This window comes from Marinospirillum sp., from assembly GCF_035271045.1.
GTDB lineage: Bacteria > Pseudomonadota > Gammaproteobacteria > Pseudomonadales > Halomonadaceae > Marinospirillum.
Genome location: NZ_DATESC010000007.1, coordinates 213,062 through 234,392 on the forward strand (window position 1 = coordinate 213,062; position 21,331 = coordinate 234,392).

Here is a 21,331-nt window from a genome sequence, read left to right on the forward strand (position 1 = left end):
GCAAATCCCTCTGCTTTATTTTAGGCTAGGCAAGTTAGCGAGCAACTCTGTCCAAGCGGCTTGCTCTGGGCCATTTTCTTCACGCCTTGCATACATTTGCAGTAATAAAGTACCTGATTTATCAAATACTTCTAAGCTGGTTACCCAACCGCTAGACTGGGGCTTACGTGTTACATAAGCATGGGCAAAAGTTTCAGGATTGGCGTGCAAGGTGAAGTTTTCTTCAAAGATATTTAACCAGCCACGCATCGGCTTAATGCCTTGCGTTTTGCCTGTATAAATTTGCACACAGCCACGGCTACCTACAAAAATCATAATTTCCATTTTCTGTACAGCCGTAGCATCGACTAGCTGTTGAAAGGCATCAATAGAAACTTCGCGGCTTAAATCGTCTGGTACAGCCTGCACCGCAGCAAAACGTGTAATTCGGTGACGGCGAATTAAACTAAAAAACTGATGCACATCTTTCATTTGTCGCCATTCTTCTGCTACTTGTTTAGCACTAGATGGAGCTGAATGATCTTCAATCTCTGCTGTTACAAACTTAGGCAATACTGAATCTTCAGCGGCAACGGTTTGTTCATCTAGCAAAGCCTGCCAAGCCGTTAAGTTGGTTTCTTCTAAAGAAAACACCTTGTGTACCGCCACACCATGCTTGTCAAAAAACTGCAAACTCAAGCGTTTTCCCTTAGGCGTTTCATCTTCAATGGCGCAAGCCCAATGCCAATGCCCCATAAAAATACGCAGGTCTAAACCGCCAATATCTAAAAAAATACCGGCAGCCTGTGGCCCTGCCTCACCTAGTTTGGGTTCTGGATAAATACCTTTGTATTCGTTTACCACACCTTGGTTACGAGTAAGTGCTAAAACACGCCCCAAACTAGGCAGTGCTTTTAACACGGCAACAATGTCTTTTAAGGGAAAGACATTTTCGCGACCCACACGACAGGCTTGCAAATCACCTTCTGTTGTTTCTAAAAGAGCCGCCCAATCCACCATAAACCCAGGTGTTTTAGAGTCACGTAATTGCTGTAAAGAAGTAAAAAGAATAGCCTGCTCATCTTGAGCTGCCAGCGTCATGTTCATTGTATGCACTCCATAAAGTTACAAAAAAACTGATAGTTGCAGAAAAAACTGACGTGCTGGCTGCCTTGGGAAAGGAAAAACCTTGGGTGGCTTGCACAATTGATTGGTGGCTATACTATTCAAACCTAGATGCGAATGTCAATGATTATCATTAAGTGTTGACAAGTTATTAGTATTGATTATCATTTACAAGGTCAGCCAGCCACGTTCGTTAAAGAACTGCCAGCCAGCAATTTTTTTAATTCTGTGCTTAGGGAGTTTTTAATGAGCCGCTGTACTTTTAGCCGTTTGGCGTTCTTAGGTCTGGTTTTAGCTGCGCCGTACTTGCAAGCAGAATCTCTTCAAGAATCTAGTGCCTCCTCAATTAAAGTAAGCCGACTAGACAATATTTTAGTCACTGGCACACGTACCGAACGTGCCTTGGTAGACATTCCTGTTCGTACCCAAGTGATTAGTGCTGCAGATATTGAAAAAAACCACGCCAAAGATTTACAAGAAGCACTTTCCCATGTGCCAGGGTTACAACTGCGCCCTATTCATGGCAAAACCGGCTATGGCGTATGGCTGCAAGGCATTGATGCTAACCGTGTACTTATTTTAGTTGATGGTAATCCTGTTTCTGCCAGCACTGGCTCTGCTGTAGACACCAGCCAAATTGCGGTAACCGATATCGAACGCATCGAAATTATTAAAGGCGCTGCCTCGGCTATGTACGGCACTTCGGCTATGGGCGGTGTGGTCAATATTATTACCCGTCAGCACTCGCAACCTATTTCAGCATCAGTCACTGCCAGTGGCGGTAGTTGGGGCGACCAAGACCTTAAAAGTAACGCTTTAGCGCAGCGGCATTTAAAAGGCCAAATCGCCCTTAACAATGATGCTTGGAGCTTCAACCTTATGGGTGATGTGCGTGACCAAGATGGCTGGACAGCAACACCGAATAGCATCAGCAATGAAGGTTTCAAAGGGTATAAACGCAATTTAGCCAGCCAAGTGCAATACCGTTTTTCTCCTGATTTTAAATTCACGCTTTCGCCCCGTATTTACCAAGAAGACCTAACCAACGGGCTAAGTGAGTTTGCGCCGGGCATTGGTAATATAAAGGTCGATAAAAAAGAGCAAACCACCACCTTACATTTAGGCGCAAGACTAGAAAAAGGCCAAAAAGATGCGTTTAACTGGTCGATTAATGCTTTAACCGAAACTTTTAAAGGCGAAACGGCACAAGACAAACCATCCACCCAATGGGTAGATCAGCAGCGTGATACCGATATAGATCAGCAATTAGTTACTCTACAAATTAACTACCCTCTAGGTAATCATCACTTATCTTTTGGTGGTCAGGTTTCAGAAGAGACTATGGATGTAGTGCAATACAAACGCACTGGTAGTACAACAGAACGCCTTGTGGAAGTCGATAACGCCACAGCCAGCAATCAAGAGCTATTCCTGCAAGACAGCTGGTTTATTGGTGAACATTTAGAACTCTTACCCGGCTTTCGAGTGCATCACGACAAAGACGCAGGCACTCACTTTTCACCCATGATGAACAGTTTATTCTTCAAAACCTTCGATTCAGGCGACCGCATTAATCTACGTTTAGGCGTAGGCAATGGTTACCGTGTCGCCAATTTAAAAGAACGCTACTTTGTTTTTGATCACAGCCAATTTGGCTACAAGGTGATGGGTAACCCAGATTTAGAACCTGAAAGCTCTATCAGTTATCAGGCAGGCATTGAATGGCTAAAAGCGTCTAATAATGCCCGTTTAGAACTGAGCCTATTTCGCAATGACATTACTGACTTAATTGAATCTGACCAAGATTTAGCTGAGTCGGCCATTCAGAACTTACAAATTTTTCGCTACCAAAACTTTGAAAAAGCCCGTACTCAAGGCGCTGAACTGGTTCTACACACGCCGCTGGGTTTAGGTTTTAGTTTCGATTTGGGCTACACCTGGATGGAAGCCACCGACCGCATGACAGGCAACGACCTGCCTAGCCGCCCAGAGCATTTAGTGAAATTGGGCTTAGATTGGCAAACGCCACTGAATGGTTTGGTGCTTACAGCCAAAGCCAAGTATGAATCCCAACAGTTCACAGACAGTGAAAATACCAATAAAACACCCGCCTTTACCGTTTTAGATTTAAAAGCTAACTACACGCTTAACCCCCATTGGCGCATTTTTAGCGGTGTAAATAACGCCACCAACACCCAAAAAGATTTCACCCAAGCAGATAACCGCCCTGAAGAAGGCCGTTTTATCTACCTAGGCATGGGCTGGAAATACTAACTCCCCAACTGATTCACTTTCTTAACTAATATGAGGCAATAACCATGCAGCGTAATACTCAACAGTCGTTCAAATTCAACAAAAAACCTCTGGCTATCAGCCTAGCTCTATTACTGCTTGCAGGTGGTATGCAAGGTTGCAGCAGCTCATCGGATGATAACGACTCATCTGCTAGCGGCTCAACCCCTCCAACCTCTAGTTCAGGAAATTTAGCCACCCTAGATGCAACTAAAGCTAAAGCACGCCTTAACCTCGCCACGGGTGAATTAACTACAGAAGAAGGTAACTGGCAGGTTGCTTATGAAAAATACGTAGGTTTTAGTCTAAAGGACGGTGTTAAAGCCTGTTTAGCGCATGAAGTAACAACGCTTTATGATGCAGACAGCAAACCAATTGAAGCAGAGTTTAGCAAGCTGACTAAAGACAATACGTTAGCTGCTTTTAATCAGGTTGATATTAATAATACCGATAGTTGTACACCAATAGAAAACAGCATAAAAACACTAATTTCCAGTGATGCCTGGTGGACCTATAACCCAGACCCAACAGCAGGCGGTAAAGTTACAGTTCATACTGATGATACCAATGGCTGGATTTTAAAGTCTGCTGACGGCAAAGCTTATGCGCGAATTAAATTTACTGAATTTGCAACTCGCCAGTACACCATGAAAATGAATATTGAAAAATGGAATGGCAGTAGTTTTGATGCTGCTATGCAAACGCCAAATTTAGATTTTAGTAGCGAAACGGCTTATTGGGATTTAGAAACCAACAGCGTCTCCACAATAGATAATAGCAATTGGGAACTGAAGTTTTCTAAACAAGGCCGTGATATTTTAATTCAAGTCAACGGTGGTGCTTCAGGTAAAGGGCAAGCCGGCGTAGCTGGTAAAGATGGTGCTTTACAAGTGGCTTCTGTTGATGATGTAACCGACCCAACCAACACCGCACAGGTTTATAAATATTTTGCAGACGGTGCCGAAGGTGCATTTACTAAGCCGGGTGACTTTGGGCCCTTAGAATACGGCGTAGGCGAAGGCAACCATGATATGTGGCCTACTTTTGCGACTTATTTAATCGAAGACAACAGCAACTTTTATAAAATGCAGGTGATTAGTAATAAAGGTGAAAGTGGCTCAGACCCTTCAGCAACCTTGGTTATTCGTTACGATGAAGCCAAAGCTAAGTAGCTTTTAATCGCTTGATTTGAATAAATCAGCTTTAGCTAACAATGCGCCCAAAGAATAGAGATATTCAAAAGGCGCATTTTTTATTGCTTAATTAAATGCTCGTAACGTTGGTCTGTTAAAGACTTTAAGAAAGCAATTAAATCTTGTTTATCTTGCTTAGATAAAGCCGGCATCATTAACTCTGTAGAATGAATGGCTTCTGGAAAGCTGGTTTCTGCCCAAGGCTTATCAGTTTCAGGGTTAATTAAGTTTGATGAATTATTAGGGCGACTTCTAAAGTTATAAAATTCTAGTACTGTGTCTAACTCAGCAAATACGCCATTGTGCATATAAGGCCCGGTGACTGCCACATTACGTAAGGTAGGTGTTTTAAATGCACCATTATTTAATCCCGCATCTTTAGTTGTTACCCCAGTTAAGGCTTGTACAGTCAGGTTTACTGGCGTGCCCACATTTCGATACAGATAGTTGGTAAACATTTCTTTAGGCGCTGTTAGGTTTCTATTAAGTGTATGGCAGTTAATGCAGCTAGATAGACTAGGAGTATAGAAAATATCTTTGCCTCGCTCCTCAGCGGGTGTTAACTGATAGCTACCGGCTAACCAGCGATCATATTTTGAATCAAAACTAGCAAAGCTTTCTTCACTCTGCCAACTAGCTAAACTGCTGGTTAAAGCGTTATAAGCTTGCTCAGTCGTAGCAAAAACTTCATCGCCAAAAATCTGTTTAAAGCTTTGTGTATAAAAGCTTTTTTCCTGTAATCGAATAATTACCGCCGCTTTGTTCGGCATATTCATTTCTATAGGGTTAAGCAATGGTTGGCCAGCTTGTGCTTGCAAAGTTTTAGCGCGTCCATCATGAAAAAAACCACCTTCAGCTTCAGCATTACTATTTAAGTTAAAACTAGGTGTTAAATAGGCATAAGTTAAAGCTGGTGCATTACGCTGCCCTAAACTTACACCGTCATCACCCAGTGAAACAGCACCTTTAGCTGGGTTGGGGCGCGTATCAATAAAAGCCTGCTTTGCATTGTGGCAACTAGCACAAGACTGGCTTCTATTCAGGGATAAATTAGGGTCATTAAATAAATAATAGCCTAAAGCTTGTGGAGTATTAACGGCTTCACTGGGCAATAAAAAAGCATCATCTTGCGTTGAACCTTTTTCTTTTGAGTTACTGCTTGAGTCACAACCTGCCAACAATAAGCTAAAGAGAACCAAACTTGGTAAAGCTTTTGACTGCCTAGACATCGCTCATGCCTTCTCTATTAATCCATTAAAATTAAAAACCACTAACCAGTTTAATCTATTTGATTATGATTAGCATTACTTGTTGCGACTAACTTTCATTTAATATACATTTAAAGCAATTGATTCCCCTTCTCATCATTGGCTACTCCTTGGAGTTTTGGTTATGTCCTTTCCTTTTAATAAAATTGCCTTAGGTTGTTTAGCGGCTTTAAGCCTTCCTCTACAAGCACAAACCGTGCAACTTGATGATCAAGTCATTACCGCCCGTGGTTATGAAAGTGACAGTTTTGATACGCCTCAAGCCATTAGCATTATTAAACCTCAAGCCACAGACCAAGGCCCAGCGGGTAATTTATTAGTGGGTCAGCCAGGTTTGGCGGTACAAAGTGACGGTGCTTGGGGTAAAAACCCGGTATTACGTGGCATGAAAAAAGAAAGCATTGTAGTCATGGTCGACGGCATTCGAGTTAATTCGGCTCAACCACAGGGTGCACTGGCTTCATTTCTAGGCTTAGGTTTGCTGGATAGAGCTGAAGTTATAAAAGGGCCAAATTCAGTGCTTTATGGCAGTGGTGCCATGGGCGGTGTGGTCAATATGCTAACACCTTCACCTAGATTTACAGAACAAACCCAGCTTGGTGGGCATTTTGGTGCATCAGCCAGCAGTGTTGACAAAGGTTACAGCGGCGCTCTGGTATTAGAAGGTAGCAATGCAAAACAAGGTTTTGTGGTGGGTTTAGCTGGCAGTGATGTGGGTGATTATAAAAGCCCTAACGGTCGTGAAGACAATACTGGCTACCAAGCAACCAGTGCCTTAGTAAGATACCAGCATAAGTTTGCTGAAGATTTTGTGGTGCGTGCCAATTTGCAGCGCCATGACGATGACGATGTTTGGTACCCAGGTTCGGCACGCACGGGTGGGCAACCGGGTGGTGCTGGTGTTCCACCACCGCTTGGCACAGTTACTATTCACTCCCCTCAACAACACCGTGAACTTTATAGCCTAGGTTTAGATGCCCCTTTGGCGGGTGGCACTTTATCCACTGACATTTATCACCAAGAAGTGTTTCGTCAAATTCGAGCCAATTCAAAAAACCTTAATCGTGACTATGTGCGCAATGATGTTTCTTTTAAAACCAATGGGTTACGTAGCCAGTGGAACACAGTTTTAGCTGACAGCCATTGGCTAAGTGTGGGTGTTGAAGGTTGGAAAATGACCGGTAATCCAACACGCTATATGGACAACAATCCACCTGCCTTTAATAGCAATACACGCAACGACCCTTTTAGAGATGGTGAAGTCACTTCAGCAGGTATCTTTTTACAAGATGAGTTTTCTATTGGTGAAACATTATTAACTGCTGGTTTACGTTATGATCAAGTAATGGGTGATGCTAAGGTGAAAGGCGCTGGGCCTGCTGCACAAACAACCGGCTTAAAAAGCACAGACAATAATGTGTCTTGGTCCTTAGGTGCAGTACAACCACTAACCAACACAGTTAATGTTTATGCCAATCTTGGACAAGCTTACCGTGCAGCAGATTTACGTGAACGCTTTGAAGATTCAGCCCGTGGCGATGGTTACTACCATACGGGTAATCCACAGTTAGACCCCGAGCGCTCATCGAGTATTGAGCTAGGTTTAAAAGCGCGTGATGGTTTAATGGCTTACCAACTAGCCACTTTTTATACCCAAGTGGATGACTACATTGCTGGGCGGGTTACTGGGCAAAATCACCCCCAAAATAGCCTACCCATTAAGAAGACTGAAAACCTAGATAAAGTTGAAATTTATGGTTTTGAAGGCAACCTTGAAATACCAGTTAGCTTTCTATTAGTTGATGCTGGTTTTACTTGGATGCGCGGCACTAACAAACAAGACGATGAACCCTTGCACCAAATGCCTGCTAATGAATTACGCCTAGGGGTTGGCCAACCCGCAGAACAAGGTTTTAGCTGGCACACAGGTGTACGTGCAGTTGCCAAGCAAGATCGAATTGCCACTCAATTTACTAACGGAAGCGAAAATGAAACATCGGGGTTTGTTACACTTGATGCACGCTTAGGTTATAGCTTTGGCTCTATGGCTGGCTTAAAAACAAGTCATATCAACTTACAACTAAATAACTTGATGGATAAAAAATACCACGAGCATTTAACCGATGGCATTAGCGGCCAAGAATTAAAAGCACCGGGGCGTGGTGTGGTTCTGGCCTTTAGCGGGAGTTTTTAATGCGCTATAACTATTTTTCAACACTGTTTATCCACCTTATTCTTGCCTGTCTGCTACTGGCAGGTTTAAGCACTACTGCTAGGGCACAAGAAAAACTGCCTAAATTAGTACTGGCAGGGCCTTTTTCTTCGGTTGCTAATCCTTTAGTTCACATGGTTGAATCGGGCGCATTAGATGATATAGCCGATAAAGTAGAATTTGTTAGCTGGCGTGATCCTGACCATCTGCGCATGTTGGCATTAAATGGTGAAACCGATGTACTAGCCATGCCAGTGAATGTGGCAGCAAATCTTTATAACCGTGGCGCACCAGTAAAATTATTAAATGTTTCCACCTGGGGCTTATTATGGATGGTGTCACGCGATAATAACCTAACCAGTATTGAAGACTTTCGTGGCAAAGAAGTGGCTATGCCTTTTCGTGGCGATATGCCAGACATTATCTTTGGTGTATTGGCAGAACGTGCTGGTATAGATGTAAAAAAGGATATAAAACTACGCTATGTAGCTTCACCTTTAGATGCTATGCAACTTTTGCTGATGAGGCGTGTTGACCATGCTTTATTAGCTGAGCCAGCCGTTTCTATGGCGCTACGTAAAAGTGGTTCTTTTCCTATTGGTATTATTGCCCCTGAATTACATCGCAGTTTAGATTTGCAAAAAGCTTGGGGTCTTAGCTTTGAAAGGCAAGGCCGTATAGCACAAGCAGGAATAACTTTGGTTGGAAAGCAACGTAATAATCCAGAGCTAGCCGCACGTATTGCTGAAGAATATAAAAAATCATTAGCTTGGTGTTCTGAAAATTCCAATGCTTGCGGTAAAATGATTGCCAAACGTGTGCCTATGTTAAATGCTGAAGCAGTCGCCGATGCCATGGCAGTTAGCCAAATGGACGCTGTTTCAGCGATGAGTGCACGTTTTGAAGTAGAGTTTTTACTCAACCAACTTTTTGCCAAAAACCCAGCATCCATTGGTGGTAAGCTGCCCGACGATGACTTTTATTGGCAACAACCCAAGTAAACATTAGGTTTTTATGCACTTACTGCGTAGCACTTTTCGTGAATTGCCAAGTTACTTATGGAGTGGCTGGGGTGCAATTTGTAGCCTTTTATTACTTATGGCTGCTTGGCAGTTGGTTAGTGAACATTATGGCTCTTTAGTATTGGCCCAACCCTTAGAAACTTTTACTAGCTTTCAACACCTTTGGAATGACCAAACCATGCCTGAAGCCCTATTAATTACAGGGCGACGGGCTTTGTTGGGTTTGTTGCTGGCTTTAGGCTTGGGTACAGGGTTAGGTTTATTGGCAGGGGTTTCAGTAACCGCTGCTATGATGTCTAGGCCTTTGGTTACCGTACTGCTAGGTATGCCGCCCATTGCTTGGTTAGTGTTAGCCATGTTGTGGTTTGGGGCAAGTGATGGCACGCCAATATTTACAGTATTTGTTGCTACCTTCCCTATGGTTTTTATTGGAGCTTTGCAAGGTGCTCGCACGGTTGATAATCAGCTCAATGAAATGGCGCAAACCCTGCAACTTCCTAAACGCATGATGTTGTTTGACGTGTATTTACCCCATGTATTTTCTTATCTTTTTCCTGCTTGGGTGGCTGCTTTAGGCATGTCGTGGAAAATTGTCGTTATGGCTGAATTATTAGCTAACCAAGATGGTGTGGGTGCATCTTTGGCAGTGGCACGTTCACATTTAGACAGCGCAGCAAGCATGGCGTGGATTTGTGCAATTGTGCTTTTATTGCTGGGTATAGAGTATTTGTTTCTTGAACCCATTAAGCGGCAAGTTGAACGCTGGCGAGTAACCGAAACATGAGCAGTTCACTTAATACAAAGCCAGTAAGCCAAAAAGGTTATTTGCTGGTTGAAAATGTAGAACATGATTTTGTTCGCACCCAAGTACTAAAAAACATTTCTTTCTCTATTTCTGCTGGTGAAGTTTATGCTTTAGTTGGGCCTTCTGGTTGTGGTAAAACAACGCTTTTACACCTGTGTAATGGTTTATTAGATTTACAGGATGGCGTGATTGAAAATACCTTTAAAAATACTGCTAGTATGTTTCAACAGCCGCGTTTATTACCTTGGAAAACCTGCCTAGACAATATGACACTTGGGCTTAAAGCAAGGCGCTGGAATAAAAAGGACCGTAACCTTAAAGGGTTAAAGTTGGCAGCCTTAGTAGGTTTGCAGCCAAGTGATCTGGAAAAGTTTCCTCATCAATTATCAGGTGGAATGCAAAGCCGTGTTGCCTTGGCAAGAGTACTTCTATTAGAGCCAGATTTACTACTACTGGATGAACCCTTTTCAGCCTTAGACATAGGTTTAAAAACGGAGCTCTATCAACTGTTGCTTGAGCAACAATCGCAACGCGACTTAGCAGTATTAATGATTACCCATGACTTAATGGAAGCCGTGCGCCTGTGTGACAACATTCTGTTAATGAATAGTAAACCAGGGCGCATTGCAGCTAGTTTTAAGCTAACTAGACCAACTAGCCTGCGTGACGATGCTTGGGTATACCAAACCACTGCTGAATTATTGCAACAACCAATAGTGCGTGAAAGTTTTGAACTACCCCCACCAACCAGCCCCAGTCCAGTTGATTTAACCACCCGCGAATGGAGCTATAAGTGCTAAACCATCCCGTTTGTTTATGTGCCTTCAGGCCGTTTTTTTTATTAAGTTTAGCCAGTGGCTTAATTAGCCTATTTTTATGGCTAGGTTTTTTGCAAGGTTGGTGGGTACTACCAGCAACGGCTAGCGGCATTATTGTTTGGCATGCCCATGAATTACTATTTGGTTTTGTTATGGCATCTTTAGCCGGTTTTATTTTAACCGCCATGCCAGAATTTACTCGTACCCCCGATGTACGGCGGGAGGTATTTCTTGGCTTAGCAGTCCTTTGGGTTTTAGGTCGAATTACTTTTTGGGCCAGCGGTTGGCTAGGCATTGTGCCAGCAGCCATCACCAATATGGGGTTTTCTCTAGGTTTATGGCTGTATTTACAACCTCGATTATTGGCTAACCCTTTACGCCGACAGTGGCTTTTTTCGATGGGTTTAGCTGGCATGGCAGGTATTAGTATTGGTTTTTATAGCGATGTATTAAGAGAGCTTTACCCTATGCGTTGGTTACATGCGGGCATTAGTATGATGATGGCTTTAATTGTTATTACCGCTAGCCGTATTGCCATGCGTATTGTCAATGAAGCGATTGAAGCTTTGCCAACTAATAAAGATGACAATGACTTACCAGATGAATACCGCAGCACCCCACCACGCCGCAATCTAGCCGTATTTTGTATTTTACTTTACACAGTAACGCATTTTATTTGGCCACAAGCCAGTGTTAATGGCTGGTTAGCCTTAGCTGCTGCTGCTAGTATCTTTAATGTTTTAAATGATTGGCACGTTGGTAAAGCATTATTTAACCGTTGGCCTTTGCAGTTTTATGCCGTTTATTGGTTTATGGCTATAGGTTATATTTTATTAGGCTTACAGCACCTAGGTATGCCTATTCCTGCCAGCAGCGGCTGGCATTTATTATCTATAGGCGGTATGAGTTTATCGGTTTTTTCTGTTTTGTGCATTTCAGGAAGAACCCACAGTGGACACCAACTAGATGAACGCAACTGGGTAAATTTTGTCACTTTATTGATTATTATTGCTGCACTTAGTCGAGCCTTAGCAGGTTGGGTTAACCTACCTCTAAACCTACTTTACCTAGTCAGTGGCAGTGCTTGGCTGCTGGCTTTTTCTATGACGCTTTATTATTTAGCGCCCGTCTTTATAAAACCTAGGCCCGATGGTGGCAAAGGGTGTGAAGAGCCTTTGCCTATGGCAGAATGAACACTTCACCAACCCTCAAAACCTTTATAGAGGCTTTATGACACCAGCGCTTGTGTGGATTATTTTAGGTTTATTCTTAATACTTACTGAATTAGTTGCTACTAGCATTATTGCGGTGTTTCTTGGTTTGGGTGCGTTAGCCACTGGCTGTTTACTTTATTTAGGTTTGATTGAAGCGCTGACCCTACAGTTTTTGGCGTTTAGTGCGATTAGCCTGCTAAGTTTGCTAATTGCACGCCGCCGTCTTAAAGCATTTTTTGTAGGTAAAACCATTCAAAAAAACCAGCCCTCAAATTTTTTGCAGCAAGCGATTGGTCAACGTGTTGAAGTCGTGGCTAGTTTTGAGAAGGGCGTAGGTCGGGTAAAACTGAATGGCGTACAATGGACGGCTTATAGCGACGAAGCCTTAACTAAAGACGACACCGCGTGGATTACTCATAATGAAAGCATCGCGCTTTATGTTGCTAGCACAAAGCCCAATGACACCACCAATAAACAGTAATACGGAGTTTTTATGGATTTAGAATTCAATGTTATTTTAACTTTTGGTATCGCTATTTTTGTTGTTATTACTCTGTTTAAAACAGCGCGTATTGTTCCGCAGCGCAGTAATTTTGTTATTGAACGCTTGGGTAAATTTAGCCGTACTTTAGATTCGGGTTTTCATATTCTAGTGCCTTTTATTGACAAAGTAGCCTATCAGCACACGCTAAAAGAAGAAGTGGTGGATGTGCTTGTGTGACTAAAGACAACATTCAAGTGGGCATTAACGGGGTAATGTATATTCAAGTGATTGATGCTCATAAGGCTAGTTATGGCATTAACGATTACCGTTACGCTGCATCGCAACTGGCGCAAACCACCATGCGTTCGGTGATAGGTCAAACCGATTTAGATAAAACCTTTGAAGAACGCACTAAAATTAACGAAGAAGTCGTCAGGGCTTTAGATGAAGCGGCTGCACCTTGGGGCATTAAAGTGCTGCGTTATGAAATTTCTGATATTGAATTACCGGCCAGCATTAAAGATGCGTTAGAACAGCAAATGCGTGCTGAGCGTGAGCGCCGTGCTGCGATTGCTAAATCAGAAGGCGAACGCCAGTCGATGATTAACGTGTCTGAAGGTCAGAAACAAGAAGTAATTAATATGTCGGAAGCAGAAAAACAAAAGCAAATTAATGAAGCTGAAGGCCGCGCTAAAGAAATTGAATTAATTGCCACTGCAACCGCAGAAGGCTTACAAAAAATTGCTTTGGCGATTAAAGAAGAAGGTGGTAAAGAAGCCATGAATCTACGCATCGCCGAACAGTACATTAAAGAGTTTGGTAACTTAGCTAAAGCCAACAATACCATGATTATTCCAGCCGAGCTTGCCAACATTGGCGGTGCTGTGGCGGGTTTAACTGAAATGTTAAAAATTAAGAATCCGAAATAAAAAATGATGAATCAATACGACGCTCGTGCAATAGAAGTGCTAACTGGCTTAGATCCGGTTCGTAAACGCCCTGGTATGTACACCGATACCACACGCCCCAATCACCTAGCCCAAGAGGTGATTGATAATTCGATTGACGAGGCGCTGGCGGGTCATGCTAATAAGGTAACGGTAACGCTTCATGCCGATAATTCCCTTAGCGTGCGTGATAATGGCCGTGGTATGCCCATAGACATCCACCCAGACTATGGCATTTCGGGAGTAGAATTAATCCTAACTCAGCTGCACGCTGGTGGTAAGTTTTCTAGCGATAATTATGAGTTTGCGGGTGGTTTGCACGGTGTGGGTGTTTCGGTGGTTAACGCCTTATCAGAATCACTGGCAGTGCTGGTGCGTCGTGATGGTAAAATTAGCCGCATTACTTTTGCGAATGGCGAAAAAATTAGCGAGTTAGAAGAAGTCGGTAAATGTGCTAAAAAAGACACAGGTACTGAAGTTAGGTTTACGGCTGATGCCAGCTATTTTGACAGTCCCCGTTATTCTACAACTCGCTTAACGCACTTGCTGCGTGCTAAAGCGGTGCTGTGTTCAGGTCTTACGGTTATTTTTATTAATGAACAAAAGAAAGATGCGGTAACTGGTGAAAAACTGCAACTGGAATGGTGTTATAACGAGGGTTTAAGCGACTATTTACAGCAATCTTGCCAAGGTTTTGAAACGCTGCCTGCTACACCTTTTCAGGGCAGTTTTAAAGCTAAAACTGAAGCGGTCGATTGGGCGGTATTTTGGTTTCCTGACGGTGGCGAGTTGGTACAAGAAAGCTACGTTAACTTGATTCCTACCGCGCAAGGTGGTACGCACGTTAATGGTTTACGCAGCGGTTTATTAGATGCCTTGCGTGATTTTTGTGAGTACCGTAATCTGTTGCCCAGAGGTGTTAAGCTTGCGCCTGAAGACTTGTGGCATGATTGCAGTTATGTGCTGTCGTTAAAAATGCAAGATGCCCAGTTTTCTGGTCAAACCAAAGAGCGCTTGTCTTCACGCCAAAGCGCTACTTTTATTAGTGGTGTTGTAAAAGATGCTTTTTCGCTATGGCTGAATCAACACACTGTAGCGGCTGAACGCCTTGCTGAACTGGTGCTAAGCCGCACAAATCAGCGCTTAAAAGCGGCTAAAAAAGTCGTGCGTAAGCGCATTACTCAAGGGCCTGCTTTGCCCGGTAAACTAGCCGATTGCACAGGCCCAGATACCGCCCGCAGTGAATTATTTTTGGTGGAAGGTGACTCGGCTGGTGGCTCGGCTAAACAAGCAAGAGACCGAGTTTTTCAGGCGATTTTGCCGTTAAGGGGTAAAATCCTTAATACGTGGGAAGTTGACTCGTCAGAAATTCTAGCTTCACAAGAAGTCCACGACATTGCTGTTGCGGTGGGCATGGATCCTGGTTCAACCGATTTAAGCGGCTTGCGCTATGGCAAAATTTGCATCTTAGCGGATGCTGATTCAGACGGCTTACACATCGCCACCTTAATTTGTGCGTTGTTTCTACGTCATTTTCCAGCTTTGGTTAACAAGGGTCATGTTTTTGTTGCCATGCCACCTTTGTACCGAATTGATTGTGGTAAAGAAGTTTTTTATGCCTTGGATGAAAGTGAAAAAGATGCTGTGTTTGATCGTTTAAGTGGCCGTAAAGCAAAAATAAACCTACAGCGCTTTAAAGGCTTGGGTGAAATGAACCCTTCACAACTGCGCGAAACGACTATGGCACCCGAAACCCGTCGCCTAGTGCAATTAGTGCGGGAAGACGGCGATCAGGCGATGGAAATGCTGGATATGCTGCTGGCTAAAAAACGCTCACCTGATCGTAAAAACTGGCTAGAATCTAAAGGGAATTTAGCCGAGGTTTAGGTTGGTTTTTATTTAGGCTTTATTCAGGCAAATAAAGCCATTTTTCTGCTTAGCGATAGAAGGTGGATTTTAGTTTAACGCCACCTTCTATCCTTAATTGTTTGCCGTTGCGTATTTAAAATGGCTAGGCTTTTTTCTCTAACTCTTCGATCACTGGTTCTTCTACTTCGTTAAAGAAGCTGTCCATATCATCATCAGTCATTGCTGGCTGTTCTTCAAGTTCTGTTACTTCATCAATCGCTGTAAAGTCTTCTAATGCTGAATAGCTGGCAGGTTCAGGCAAGTTTTCAGCTTCAAGTTGTTCGTCTATTTCTGGTAATTCATCTATTTCTGGTAATTCATCTATTTCTGGTAACTCATCTAAGGCTTGTTCTGCTAACTTTTCTTCCACCAAAGCGTCCTCTAGTTCTGCCATAGGTTCTAGTTCCGCGTCATCAAACATACTGGCGATATCGTCATCAGTGACTGATGTTGGTTTATCTAAGTTTAAAGGTTTTGTTGGTATTTGTTCTGCTAACGCTTGTTCTTTTGCCAGCTCGTCTTCTTTTGCTAGCTGTTGTTTTCTTGCGGCTATTTCTTGCTGTTCTTCACGCTGCTTTTTTAATAATGCTAGTGTTTCTCTACCGGGTTTAATGTTTTTGCCTTTGATGATTTTTACACCCAAGGTGCTGTGTGCGCGAATAATGCCAGTGCGACCCAAAACTGCTGGTACTGCCACTTGGCTGGGTGTGTGTTCATCAGAGTCGGGATAGCTGCTGCGATCTATTTCATTGCCCATTAAAAAGTTGGCAATGGCATACATATCAGGTTGAGATACTTTAAAGGTATCTAAGCCACCATACATCTGAAATTCACGCTTTTTATAAGCCACAAAAGTACGGTTAATATTTTGAGTTAATGCCTCAACAAAAATAATATTTGATTGATTAATACCTGTGCCAATAATACTGCTTTTAAGCGCTTGAATAAATAACACATCAATAGGCATATTATCAAACGTACGTTGGGCACCTTTAGTGCGTGTTAATAATTCACCAATATTGTTGGTGAGATTTTCGCGTAAGTTTTTACTAATGTATTTATAAAGATCAATGGGGTTTTGCATCGCAATGTCGCGGCCTTTAGCATTGCGACTCCACTCACCTCGATAGTTAACATCAATTTTTCCGTAAATTGCACGGCTATTAATCAGCGTAATACCATAGCTATGCAAAACAACATGGTCAACGTTAACGGTACGGTCTTCTTCAAATTGCATTCGTATATCATTTAACAACAATACATCTTCATTGGTTTTAAATGCATTGCGTAAGCGCGTTGCTGATTCTGCACAGGTTTCTTCAGAGCGAGGATCTGCATCTGGGCGGTGTACATAGTCTTTTAAAATCATTATTAAATCTCCCGACCCACAAATTGTAATCTAGCTAATATGGACTTGATTATAACCAGTGACTTAGCTGACCGATAGCCACTGCAACAGAAGGAAACAATTAAAAAAATACAGTCTATTCAAAAAAACTCAAAAGTCTGTATATCTATGCAGTTAATTATTTTGCGCTTAACCTGCTTCAGGTTACACTAGCCGCCCAATTTGTATAGAAGGATTGTTACTGAATGACCAGCTACAACGAATTTGTTGATGACAATTTTGAGCGCCAAAGCCTTAGGGAATACACTGAAAAAGCTTACCTAGATTATTCTATGTATGTCATTTTAGACCGTGCTTTGCCGCATCTAGGCGATGGTCTAAAACCTGTGCAACGTCGCATTGTTTATGCCATGAGTGAGCTAGGTCTTTCTGCTACCGCTAAATATAAAAAATCGGCGCGTACCGTGGGTGATGTTTTAGGTAAATTTCACCCGCATGGTGATTCAGCCTGTTATGAAGCTATGGTGTTAATGGCGCAAGATTTTAGTTATCGCTACCCTTTGGTTGATGGGCAAGGTAACTGGGGTAGCCCCGATGATCCTAAGTCATTTGCTGCTATGCGTTACACCGAATCACGTTTGGCGCGTTTTTCAGAGGTGCTACTAAAAGAGCTTGGGCAAGGCACGGTAAATTGGGTACCCAATTTTGATGGCACAATGGATGAACCCGAGGTTTTGCCTGCACGTTTACCGCATATTTTATTAAATGGTGGTAGCGGTATTGCGGTGGGCATGGCAACTGATATGCCGCCGCACAACGTAACAGAAGTGGTACAAGCGACCTTGTATCTACTGAAAAACCCCAATGCTAGCATTAGTGATTTAATACAGTTCATTCCAGCACCTGACTTTCCTACCGGTGCCGACATTATTACTTCAACAGAAGACCTGCATAAAATTTATTCGACTGGTCGTGGCACAGTGAAAAGCCGTGCAACTTGGCATTTAGAAGATGGCGAAATTGTAATAGAGGCTTTACCGCATCAGGTTTCACCTAGTAAAGTTTTAGAGCAAATTGCTGAGCAAATGCAAGCTAAAAAATTACCATTAATTACAGATTTACGTGATGAATCTGACCATGAAAATGCCGTTCGCCTTGTGTTAGTGCCGCGTTCTAATCGAGTGGATATTGAGCCGTTAATGGCGCATTTATTTGCAACTACTGCCCTTGAAAAAAATCATCGGGTTAACTTTAATGTTATTGGTTTAGACAATAAACCACAGGTAAAACCTTTAAATGTTTTATTAAACGAATGGCTCGTCTTTCGTCGTACTACGGTCATTAATCGTTTAAAAAGTCGCTTAAATAAAGTCGAGGATCGCTTACATTTATTGGCCGGTTTATTAATTGCTTATTTAAACCTTGATGAAGTGATTCGTATTATTCGTGACGAAGATCAGCCAAAAAAAGAATTAATAAACAACTTTGGTTTAAGTGATCGCCAAGCCGATGCCATTTTAGATTTAAAGCTGCGTCAATTAGCGAAATTAGAAGAGCAAAAAATTCGTGGCGAAGAAAATGAATTAGAAACTGAACGTAAAAAATTGGCAGATTTATTAAGCAGTGATAGCAAGCTAAGTAAATTAATCGCTAAAGAATTGCAAGATGATGCTAAAACCTTTGGTGATGAGCGCCGTTGCAAGCTAATTGAACGCGAAGAAGCCAAAGCTTTTACTGAGCAAGATTTAATGGGGTCAGAGCCAGTTACTGTCGTTTTATCACGCATGGGTTGGATACGTTCGGCAAAAGGGCATGAATTAGACCCTGCCAGTTTAAGTTATAAAAGTGGCGATGCATTCTTTTTAGCCGCGCGAGGTAAATCGAACCAGCAGTTGGTGGTCATTGATGATACGGGGCGTAGTTATGCGATTACCGCCCATGATTTACCGTCTGGGCGTAGCCAAGGTGAGCCATTAACCAGCCGCATTAATCCACCCGCAGGTGCTGAATTTAGGGGCTTGTTAATCGGTCAAGAGCAACAACAGGTGTTGGTTGCTTCAGACGCAGGTTATGGATTTATAACTAATTTAGGTGAAATGGCCAGTAAAAATAAAGCCGGCAAAGTGGTGTTGAATGCGCCAATTGGCACAGAAGTGATGCAGCCACAATTTTTGCCGGATGCGCCTTTAGAAACGCTTAAAATCGCTGTTGTATCTAACGAAGGGCGTTTATTGTTATTTTCGCTGAGTGAATTACCCCAGCTAAATAAAGGCAAGGGTAATAAAATGATTGCGATACCGTCGGCGCGTGCAGCAGGTCGTGAGGAGTACGTTAAAGCGGTGGTGATTTTAGGGGTTGAAGATCAATTGAAAATCACCTCTGGTAAACGCACGCTGACTTTAAAATCAGCAGATTTAGACTACTACTTAGCAAAACGCGGAAGCCGCGGTAGCAAATTGCCACGCGGCTTCCAAAAAGTCGATCAAATGGTGCAGGATTTAGATTAAAGCCTATTTAGTGTTAAACCATAAGATTAACTTTGTTCCCCAAGCTGCCTTCGGGTTGCAGCGGGGGAACTGAAGCAAGTAGCGCCATAACCGCATCGCCTTCCGCTTCTCTGGCCTGTTTAACCAAACCAATTTTTGCATCTAGGTGTGCTTGTGAGTCACGTTGTTGCAGCGTTGCTTTAACCATGTTTTCTGGACTAACGTTTGAAATATCCATAGTAACTCCCTATATTTATTGATGATTTCATCTACCTTAACAATTTCAGCTTAATTTTTACAGTGTCGTTTTATACTTTTGAGGTTAACTTGTGTCAGCTGCTAGCAATAATGAGTTTCAGCAATTTTTAGGTGTGTTTCGTTACACGCGCCGCGCTATTGATTTAGTTTGGCAAACTTCACAGCGTCTAACGCTAGGCTTAATACTGTTAACCGTGTTGGTGGGTAGCTTGCCTGCCATTGCTGCTTATTTAGGTAAGCTGATTGTGGATGCGGTGTTATTGGCGATGCAGGTTTATCAAACGACGGGTTTAGTGGAATACCAGCCGCTGCTGAATTACGTTTTGTTAGAGGCATTGATTTTAACGTGCCTAAGTGCCGCGCAACGCGCCACCACCGCGCACCAAGCTTTATTAAGAGGCTTGTTAGGGCAAAAAGTTAACGAAATGATTCTTGAGAAAGCACAAATGCTTTCGTTGGCGCAATTTGAAGATTCTGAATTCTACGACAAATTAACCCGTGCCAGACGCGAAGCTTCTACTCGTCCGCTGGCGCTGGTGAATAAAACCTTTAGTTTGTTGCAAAATGGTATCGCTTTAATGGGCTTTTCGTTTCTATTGATTCAATTTTCGCCTTGGGTGATGCTGTTGTTATTTGTAGGGGCACTGCCAGTATTTATTGCTGAAACTAAATTTTCAGGCGATGCATTTCAAATTTTTCGTTTTCGTTCGCAAGAAACTCGCACCCAGATTTATTTAGAAACCTTGTTAGCGCGTGAAGATACCATTAAAGAAGTAAAGCTTTTTCAGTTGGGCGACCTGTTGCTAGGGCGCTATAAAGGCATCTTTGCGAAGCTTTTTGTTGAAAATCGCCGCCTTATTTTACGCCGTGAAACCTGGGGTTTTATTCTGGGTTTATTGGGCACACTGACTTTTTATGCGGCTTATGCTTGGGTTATTTTTGAAACAGTCATTGGTAAAATTACTTTGGGTGATATGACCATGTACCTATTGGTGTTCAAACAAGGTCAAACGGCGGTTAGCGCCAGTTTAACGGCGGTGAGTGGTATGTATGAAGACAACCTTTACCTGTCTAATTTGTATGAATACCTAGAGCAACCTACGCCGAATGAGTCGGGTAAGTTAACCCAAGGCAGTCATGTGGGCGATGGCTTGCGTTTTGAAGGGGTTAGTTTTACTTATTCAGGTGCAACAAAACCGGCGTTACAAGCTATAAACTTGCACATTAAACCCGGTGAAAGCTTGGCGTTAGTGGGTGAAAATGGTTCGGGTAAAACGACGTTGATTAAACTGTTAACACGCTTGTATGACCCAACTGAAGGGCGTGTGCTGTTAGATGGCAGTGATTTAAAAGACTGGAATCCGCAAGTGTTGCGGCAACGTGTTGGGGTGATTTTTCAAGACTTTGTACGTTACCAATTTTTAGTCGGCGAAAATATCGGTATTGGTGATATTAGTGCCTTTGACGATAAAAAGCGTTGGTACAAAGCCGCGCAAGCAGGTATGGCGGATGAGTTTATTCAGCGCTTACCTGAAGGGTATGAAACGCAGCTAGGACGCTGGTTTAAAGGCGGTCAAGAATTGTCGGGTGGTCAGTGGCAAAAAATTGCTTTATCGCGGGCTTTTATGCGTGAAAAAGCCGATATTTTAGTGCTAGATGAGCCCACTTCTGCGATGGATGCCGAAGCAGAAGCACAGATGTTTGGCTATTTTCGCAGCCATACCCTGAATAAAATGGCGATTCTTATTTCGCACCGTTTTTCAACAGTACGCATGGCTGACCAAATTGTTTACATCGACCAAGGGATAATTATTGAACAAGGAAATCATCAAGAGCTAATGGAACTGAACCAGCGCTATGCCCACCTATTTAATCTGCAAGCCAGCGGATATCGGTAGTTTTTTTGTGCAACACTTAGCTTTAATCACTTAACTAAAACTTAAAAAGCCCTTGATTAATCAAGGGCCTACAA

General features: G+C 42.7%; 17 protein-coding genes. 13 read left to right on the forward strand and 4 right to left on the reverse strand.

Annotated features, from left to right (window positions below; genetic code table 11):
* Window positions 1–15: 15 nt before the first annotated feature.
* On the reverse strand, window positions 16–1,086 hold the full coding sequence (locus tag VJY63_RS03705) for a ChuX/HutX family heme-like substrate-binding protein (protein WP_324048402.1): 1,071 nt from the start codon (window positions 1,084–1,086) through the stop codon (window positions 16–18).
* Between the two features lie 264 nt (window positions 1,087–1,350).
* Here VJY63_RS03705 and VJY63_RS03710 point away from each other — a divergent pair, with 264 nt between their 5' ends.
* Window positions 1,351–3,378, forward strand: coding sequence for a TonB-dependent receptor (locus VJY63_RS03710; RefSeq protein ID WP_324048403.1), 2,028 nt, complete (start codon window positions 1,351–1,353; stop codon window positions 3,376–3,378).
* A 44-nt stretch (window positions 3,379–3,422) separates the two neighbouring features.
* On the forward strand, window positions 3,423–4,568 hold the full coding sequence (locus tag VJY63_RS03715; RefSeq protein WP_324048404.1) for a hypothetical protein: 1,146 nt from the start codon (window positions 3,423–3,425) through the stop codon (window positions 4,566–4,568).
* 80 nt (window positions 4,569–4,648) lie between these two features.
* On the opposite strand, the gene VJY63_RS03720 is transcribed toward VJY63_RS03715, so the two are convergent.
* Window positions 4,649–5,818 (reverse strand): cytochrome-c peroxidase, encoded by a 1,170-nt coding sequence (locus tag VJY63_RS03720; protein WP_324048405.1) that lies wholly within the window; start codon window positions 5,816–5,818, stop codon window positions 4,649–4,651.
* A 163-nt stretch (window positions 5,819–5,981) separates the two neighbouring features.
* On the opposite strand from VJY63_RS03720, the gene VJY63_RS03725 reads away from it, so the two are divergent.
* From VJY63_RS03725 to parE, 9 genes are read left to right on the forward strand one after another with little or no spacing between them, the layout of a single operon-like run.
* The gene (locus VJY63_RS03725; protein ID WP_324048406.1) at window positions 5,982–8,051 is read left to right on the forward strand and encodes a TonB-dependent receptor; all 2,070 of its coding nucleotides are present in this window, start codon (window positions 5,982–5,984) and stop codon (window positions 8,049–8,051) included.
* Complete coding sequence (locus VJY63_RS03730) at window positions 8,051–9,070, forward strand: ABC transporter substrate-binding protein (protein ID WP_324048407.1); 1,020 nt, start codon at window positions 8,051–8,053, stop codon at window positions 9,068–9,070. The genes VJY63_RS03725 and VJY63_RS03730 overlap by 1 nt, the downstream gene beginning before the upstream one ends.
* Before the next feature lie 13 nt (window positions 9,071–9,083).
* Window positions 9,084–9,875, forward strand: coding sequence for an ABC transporter permease (locus VJY63_RS03735; RefSeq protein WP_324048408.1), 792 nt, complete (start codon window positions 9,084–9,086; stop codon window positions 9,873–9,875).
* The gene (locus tag VJY63_RS03740; protein WP_324048409.1) at window positions 9,872–10,696 is read left to right on the forward strand and encodes an ABC transporter ATP-binding protein; all 825 of its coding nucleotides are present in this window, start codon (window positions 9,872–9,874) and stop codon (window positions 10,694–10,696) included. Before VJY63_RS03735 ends, VJY63_RS03740 begins: the two co-directional genes overlap by 4 nt.
* Window positions 10,690–11,907, forward strand: coding sequence for an NnrS family protein (locus VJY63_RS03745; protein WP_324048410.1), 1,218 nt, complete (start codon window positions 10,690–10,692; stop codon window positions 11,905–11,907). The genes VJY63_RS03740 and VJY63_RS03745 overlap by 7 nt, the downstream gene beginning before the upstream one ends.
* Window positions 11,908–11,944: 37 nt before the next feature.
* Entirely contained in the window at window positions 11,945–12,409 is a 465-nt protein-coding gene (locus VJY63_RS03750) for an NfeD family protein (protein ID WP_324048411.1), read from the forward strand.
* A gap of 12 nt (window positions 12,410–12,421) precedes the next feature.
* Window positions 12,422–12,649: an SPFH domain-containing protein gene (locus tag VJY63_RS03755; RefSeq protein ID WP_324048412.1), complete on the forward strand. Its 228-nt coding sequence runs from the start codon at window positions 12,422–12,424 to the stop codon at window positions 12,647–12,649.
* Window positions 12,646–13,341 carry a paraslipin gene (locus VJY63_RS03760; protein ID WP_324048413.1) on the forward strand — a complete coding sequence of 232 codons (696 nt, stop codon included), beginning with the start codon at window positions 12,646–12,648 and terminating at the stop codon, window positions 13,339–13,341. Before VJY63_RS03755 ends, VJY63_RS03760 begins: the two co-directional genes overlap by 4 nt.
* Window positions 13,342–13,347: 6 nt before the next feature.
* Window positions 13,348–15,246 carry a DNA topoisomerase IV subunit B gene (gene parE, locus VJY63_RS03765; protein ID WP_324048445.1) on the forward strand — a complete coding sequence of 633 codons (1,899 nt, stop codon included), beginning with the start codon at window positions 13,348–13,350 and terminating at the stop codon, window positions 15,244–15,246.
* Window positions 15,247–15,370: 124 nt separating this feature from the next.
* Here the strand turns inward: parE and VJY63_RS03770 are convergent, their stop codons facing one another.
* A complete protein-coding gene (locus tag VJY63_RS03770) occupies window positions 15,371–16,636 on the reverse strand; it encodes a nuclease-related domain-containing protein (RefSeq protein WP_324048414.1) in 1,266 nt (421 codons plus the stop codon).
* Window positions 16,637–16,860: 224 nt separating this feature from the next.
* On the opposite strand from VJY63_RS03770, the gene parC reads away from it, so the two are divergent.
* Complete coding sequence (gene parC / locus VJY63_RS03775; RefSeq protein WP_324048415.1) at window positions 16,861–19,122, forward strand: DNA topoisomerase IV subunit A; 2,262 nt, start codon at window positions 16,861–16,863, stop codon at window positions 19,120–19,122.
* 13 nt (window positions 19,123–19,135) lie between these two features.
* On the opposite strand, the gene VJY63_RS03780 is transcribed toward parC, so the two are convergent.
* On the reverse strand, window positions 19,136–19,339 hold the full coding sequence (locus tag VJY63_RS03780) for a hypothetical protein (protein ID WP_324048416.1): 204 nt from the start codon (window positions 19,337–19,339) through the stop codon (window positions 19,136–19,138).
* 91 nt (window positions 19,340–19,430) lie between these two features.
* Here VJY63_RS03780 and VJY63_RS03785 point away from each other — a divergent pair, with 91 nt between their 5' ends.
* Window positions 19,431–21,257 carry an ABC transporter ATP-binding protein gene (locus VJY63_RS03785; RefSeq protein WP_324048417.1) on the forward strand — a complete coding sequence of 609 codons (1,827 nt, stop codon included), beginning with the start codon at window positions 19,431–19,433 and terminating at the stop codon, window positions 21,255–21,257.
* Window positions 21,258–21,331 lie beyond the last annotated feature (74 nt).

Excerpts from the sequence above, each read along its gene's own strand:
- VJY63_RS03780 (WP_324048416.1), bottom strand. The coding sequence starts at position 19,339 with ATGGATATTTCAAACGTTAGTCCAGAAAACATGGTTAAAGCAACGCTG.
- VJY63_RS03725 (WP_324048406.1), top strand. The coding sequence starts at position 5,982 with ATGTCCTTTCCTTTTAATAAAATTGCCTTAGGTTGTTTAGCGGCTTTA.
- VJY63_RS03735 (WP_324048408.1), top strand. The coding sequence starts at position 9,084 with ATGCACTTACTGCGTAGCACTTTTCGTGAATTGCCAAGTTACTTATGG.
- VJY63_RS03750 (WP_324048411.1), top strand. The coding sequence starts at position 11,945 with ATGACACCAGCGCTTGTGTGGATTATTTTAGGTTTATTCTTAATACTT.
- VJY63_RS03715 (WP_324048404.1), top strand. The coding sequence starts at position 3,423 with ATGCAGCGTAATACTCAACAGTCGTTCAAATTCAACAAAAAACCTCTG.
- VJY63_RS03710 (WP_324048403.1), top strand. The coding sequence starts at position 1,351 with ATGAGCCGCTGTACTTTTAGCCGTTTGGCGTTCTTAGGTCTGGTTTTA.
- VJY63_RS03770 (WP_324048414.1), bottom strand. The coding sequence starts at position 16,636 with ATGATTTTAAAAGACTATGTACACCGCCCAGATGCAGATCCTCGCTCT.
- VJY63_RS03755 (WP_324048412.1), top strand. The coding sequence starts at position 12,422 with ATGGATTTAGAATTCAATGTTATTTTAACTTTTGGTATCGCTATTTTT.
- VJY63_RS03730 (WP_324048407.1), top strand. The coding sequence starts at position 8,051 with ATGCGCTATAACTATTTTTCAACACTGTTTATCCACCTTATTCTTGCC.
- parE (WP_324048445.1), top strand. The coding sequence starts at position 13,348 with ATGAATCAATACGACGCTCGTGCAATAGAAGTGCTAACTGGCTTAGAT.
- VJY63_RS03720 (WP_324048405.1), bottom strand. The coding sequence starts at position 5,818 with ATGTCTAGGCAGTCAAAAGCTTTACCAAGTTTGGTTCTCTTTAGCTTA.
- parC (WP_324048415.1), top strand. The coding sequence starts at position 16,861 with ATGACCAGCTACAACGAATTTGTTGATGACAATTTTGAGCGCCAAAGC.
- VJY63_RS03705 (WP_324048402.1), bottom strand. The coding sequence starts at position 1,086 with ATGAACATGACGCTGGCAGCTCAAGATGAGCAGGCTATTCTTTTTACT.
- VJY63_RS03740 (WP_324048409.1), top strand. The coding sequence starts at position 9,872 with ATGAGCAGTTCACTTAATACAAAGCCAGTAAGCCAAAAAGGTTATTTG.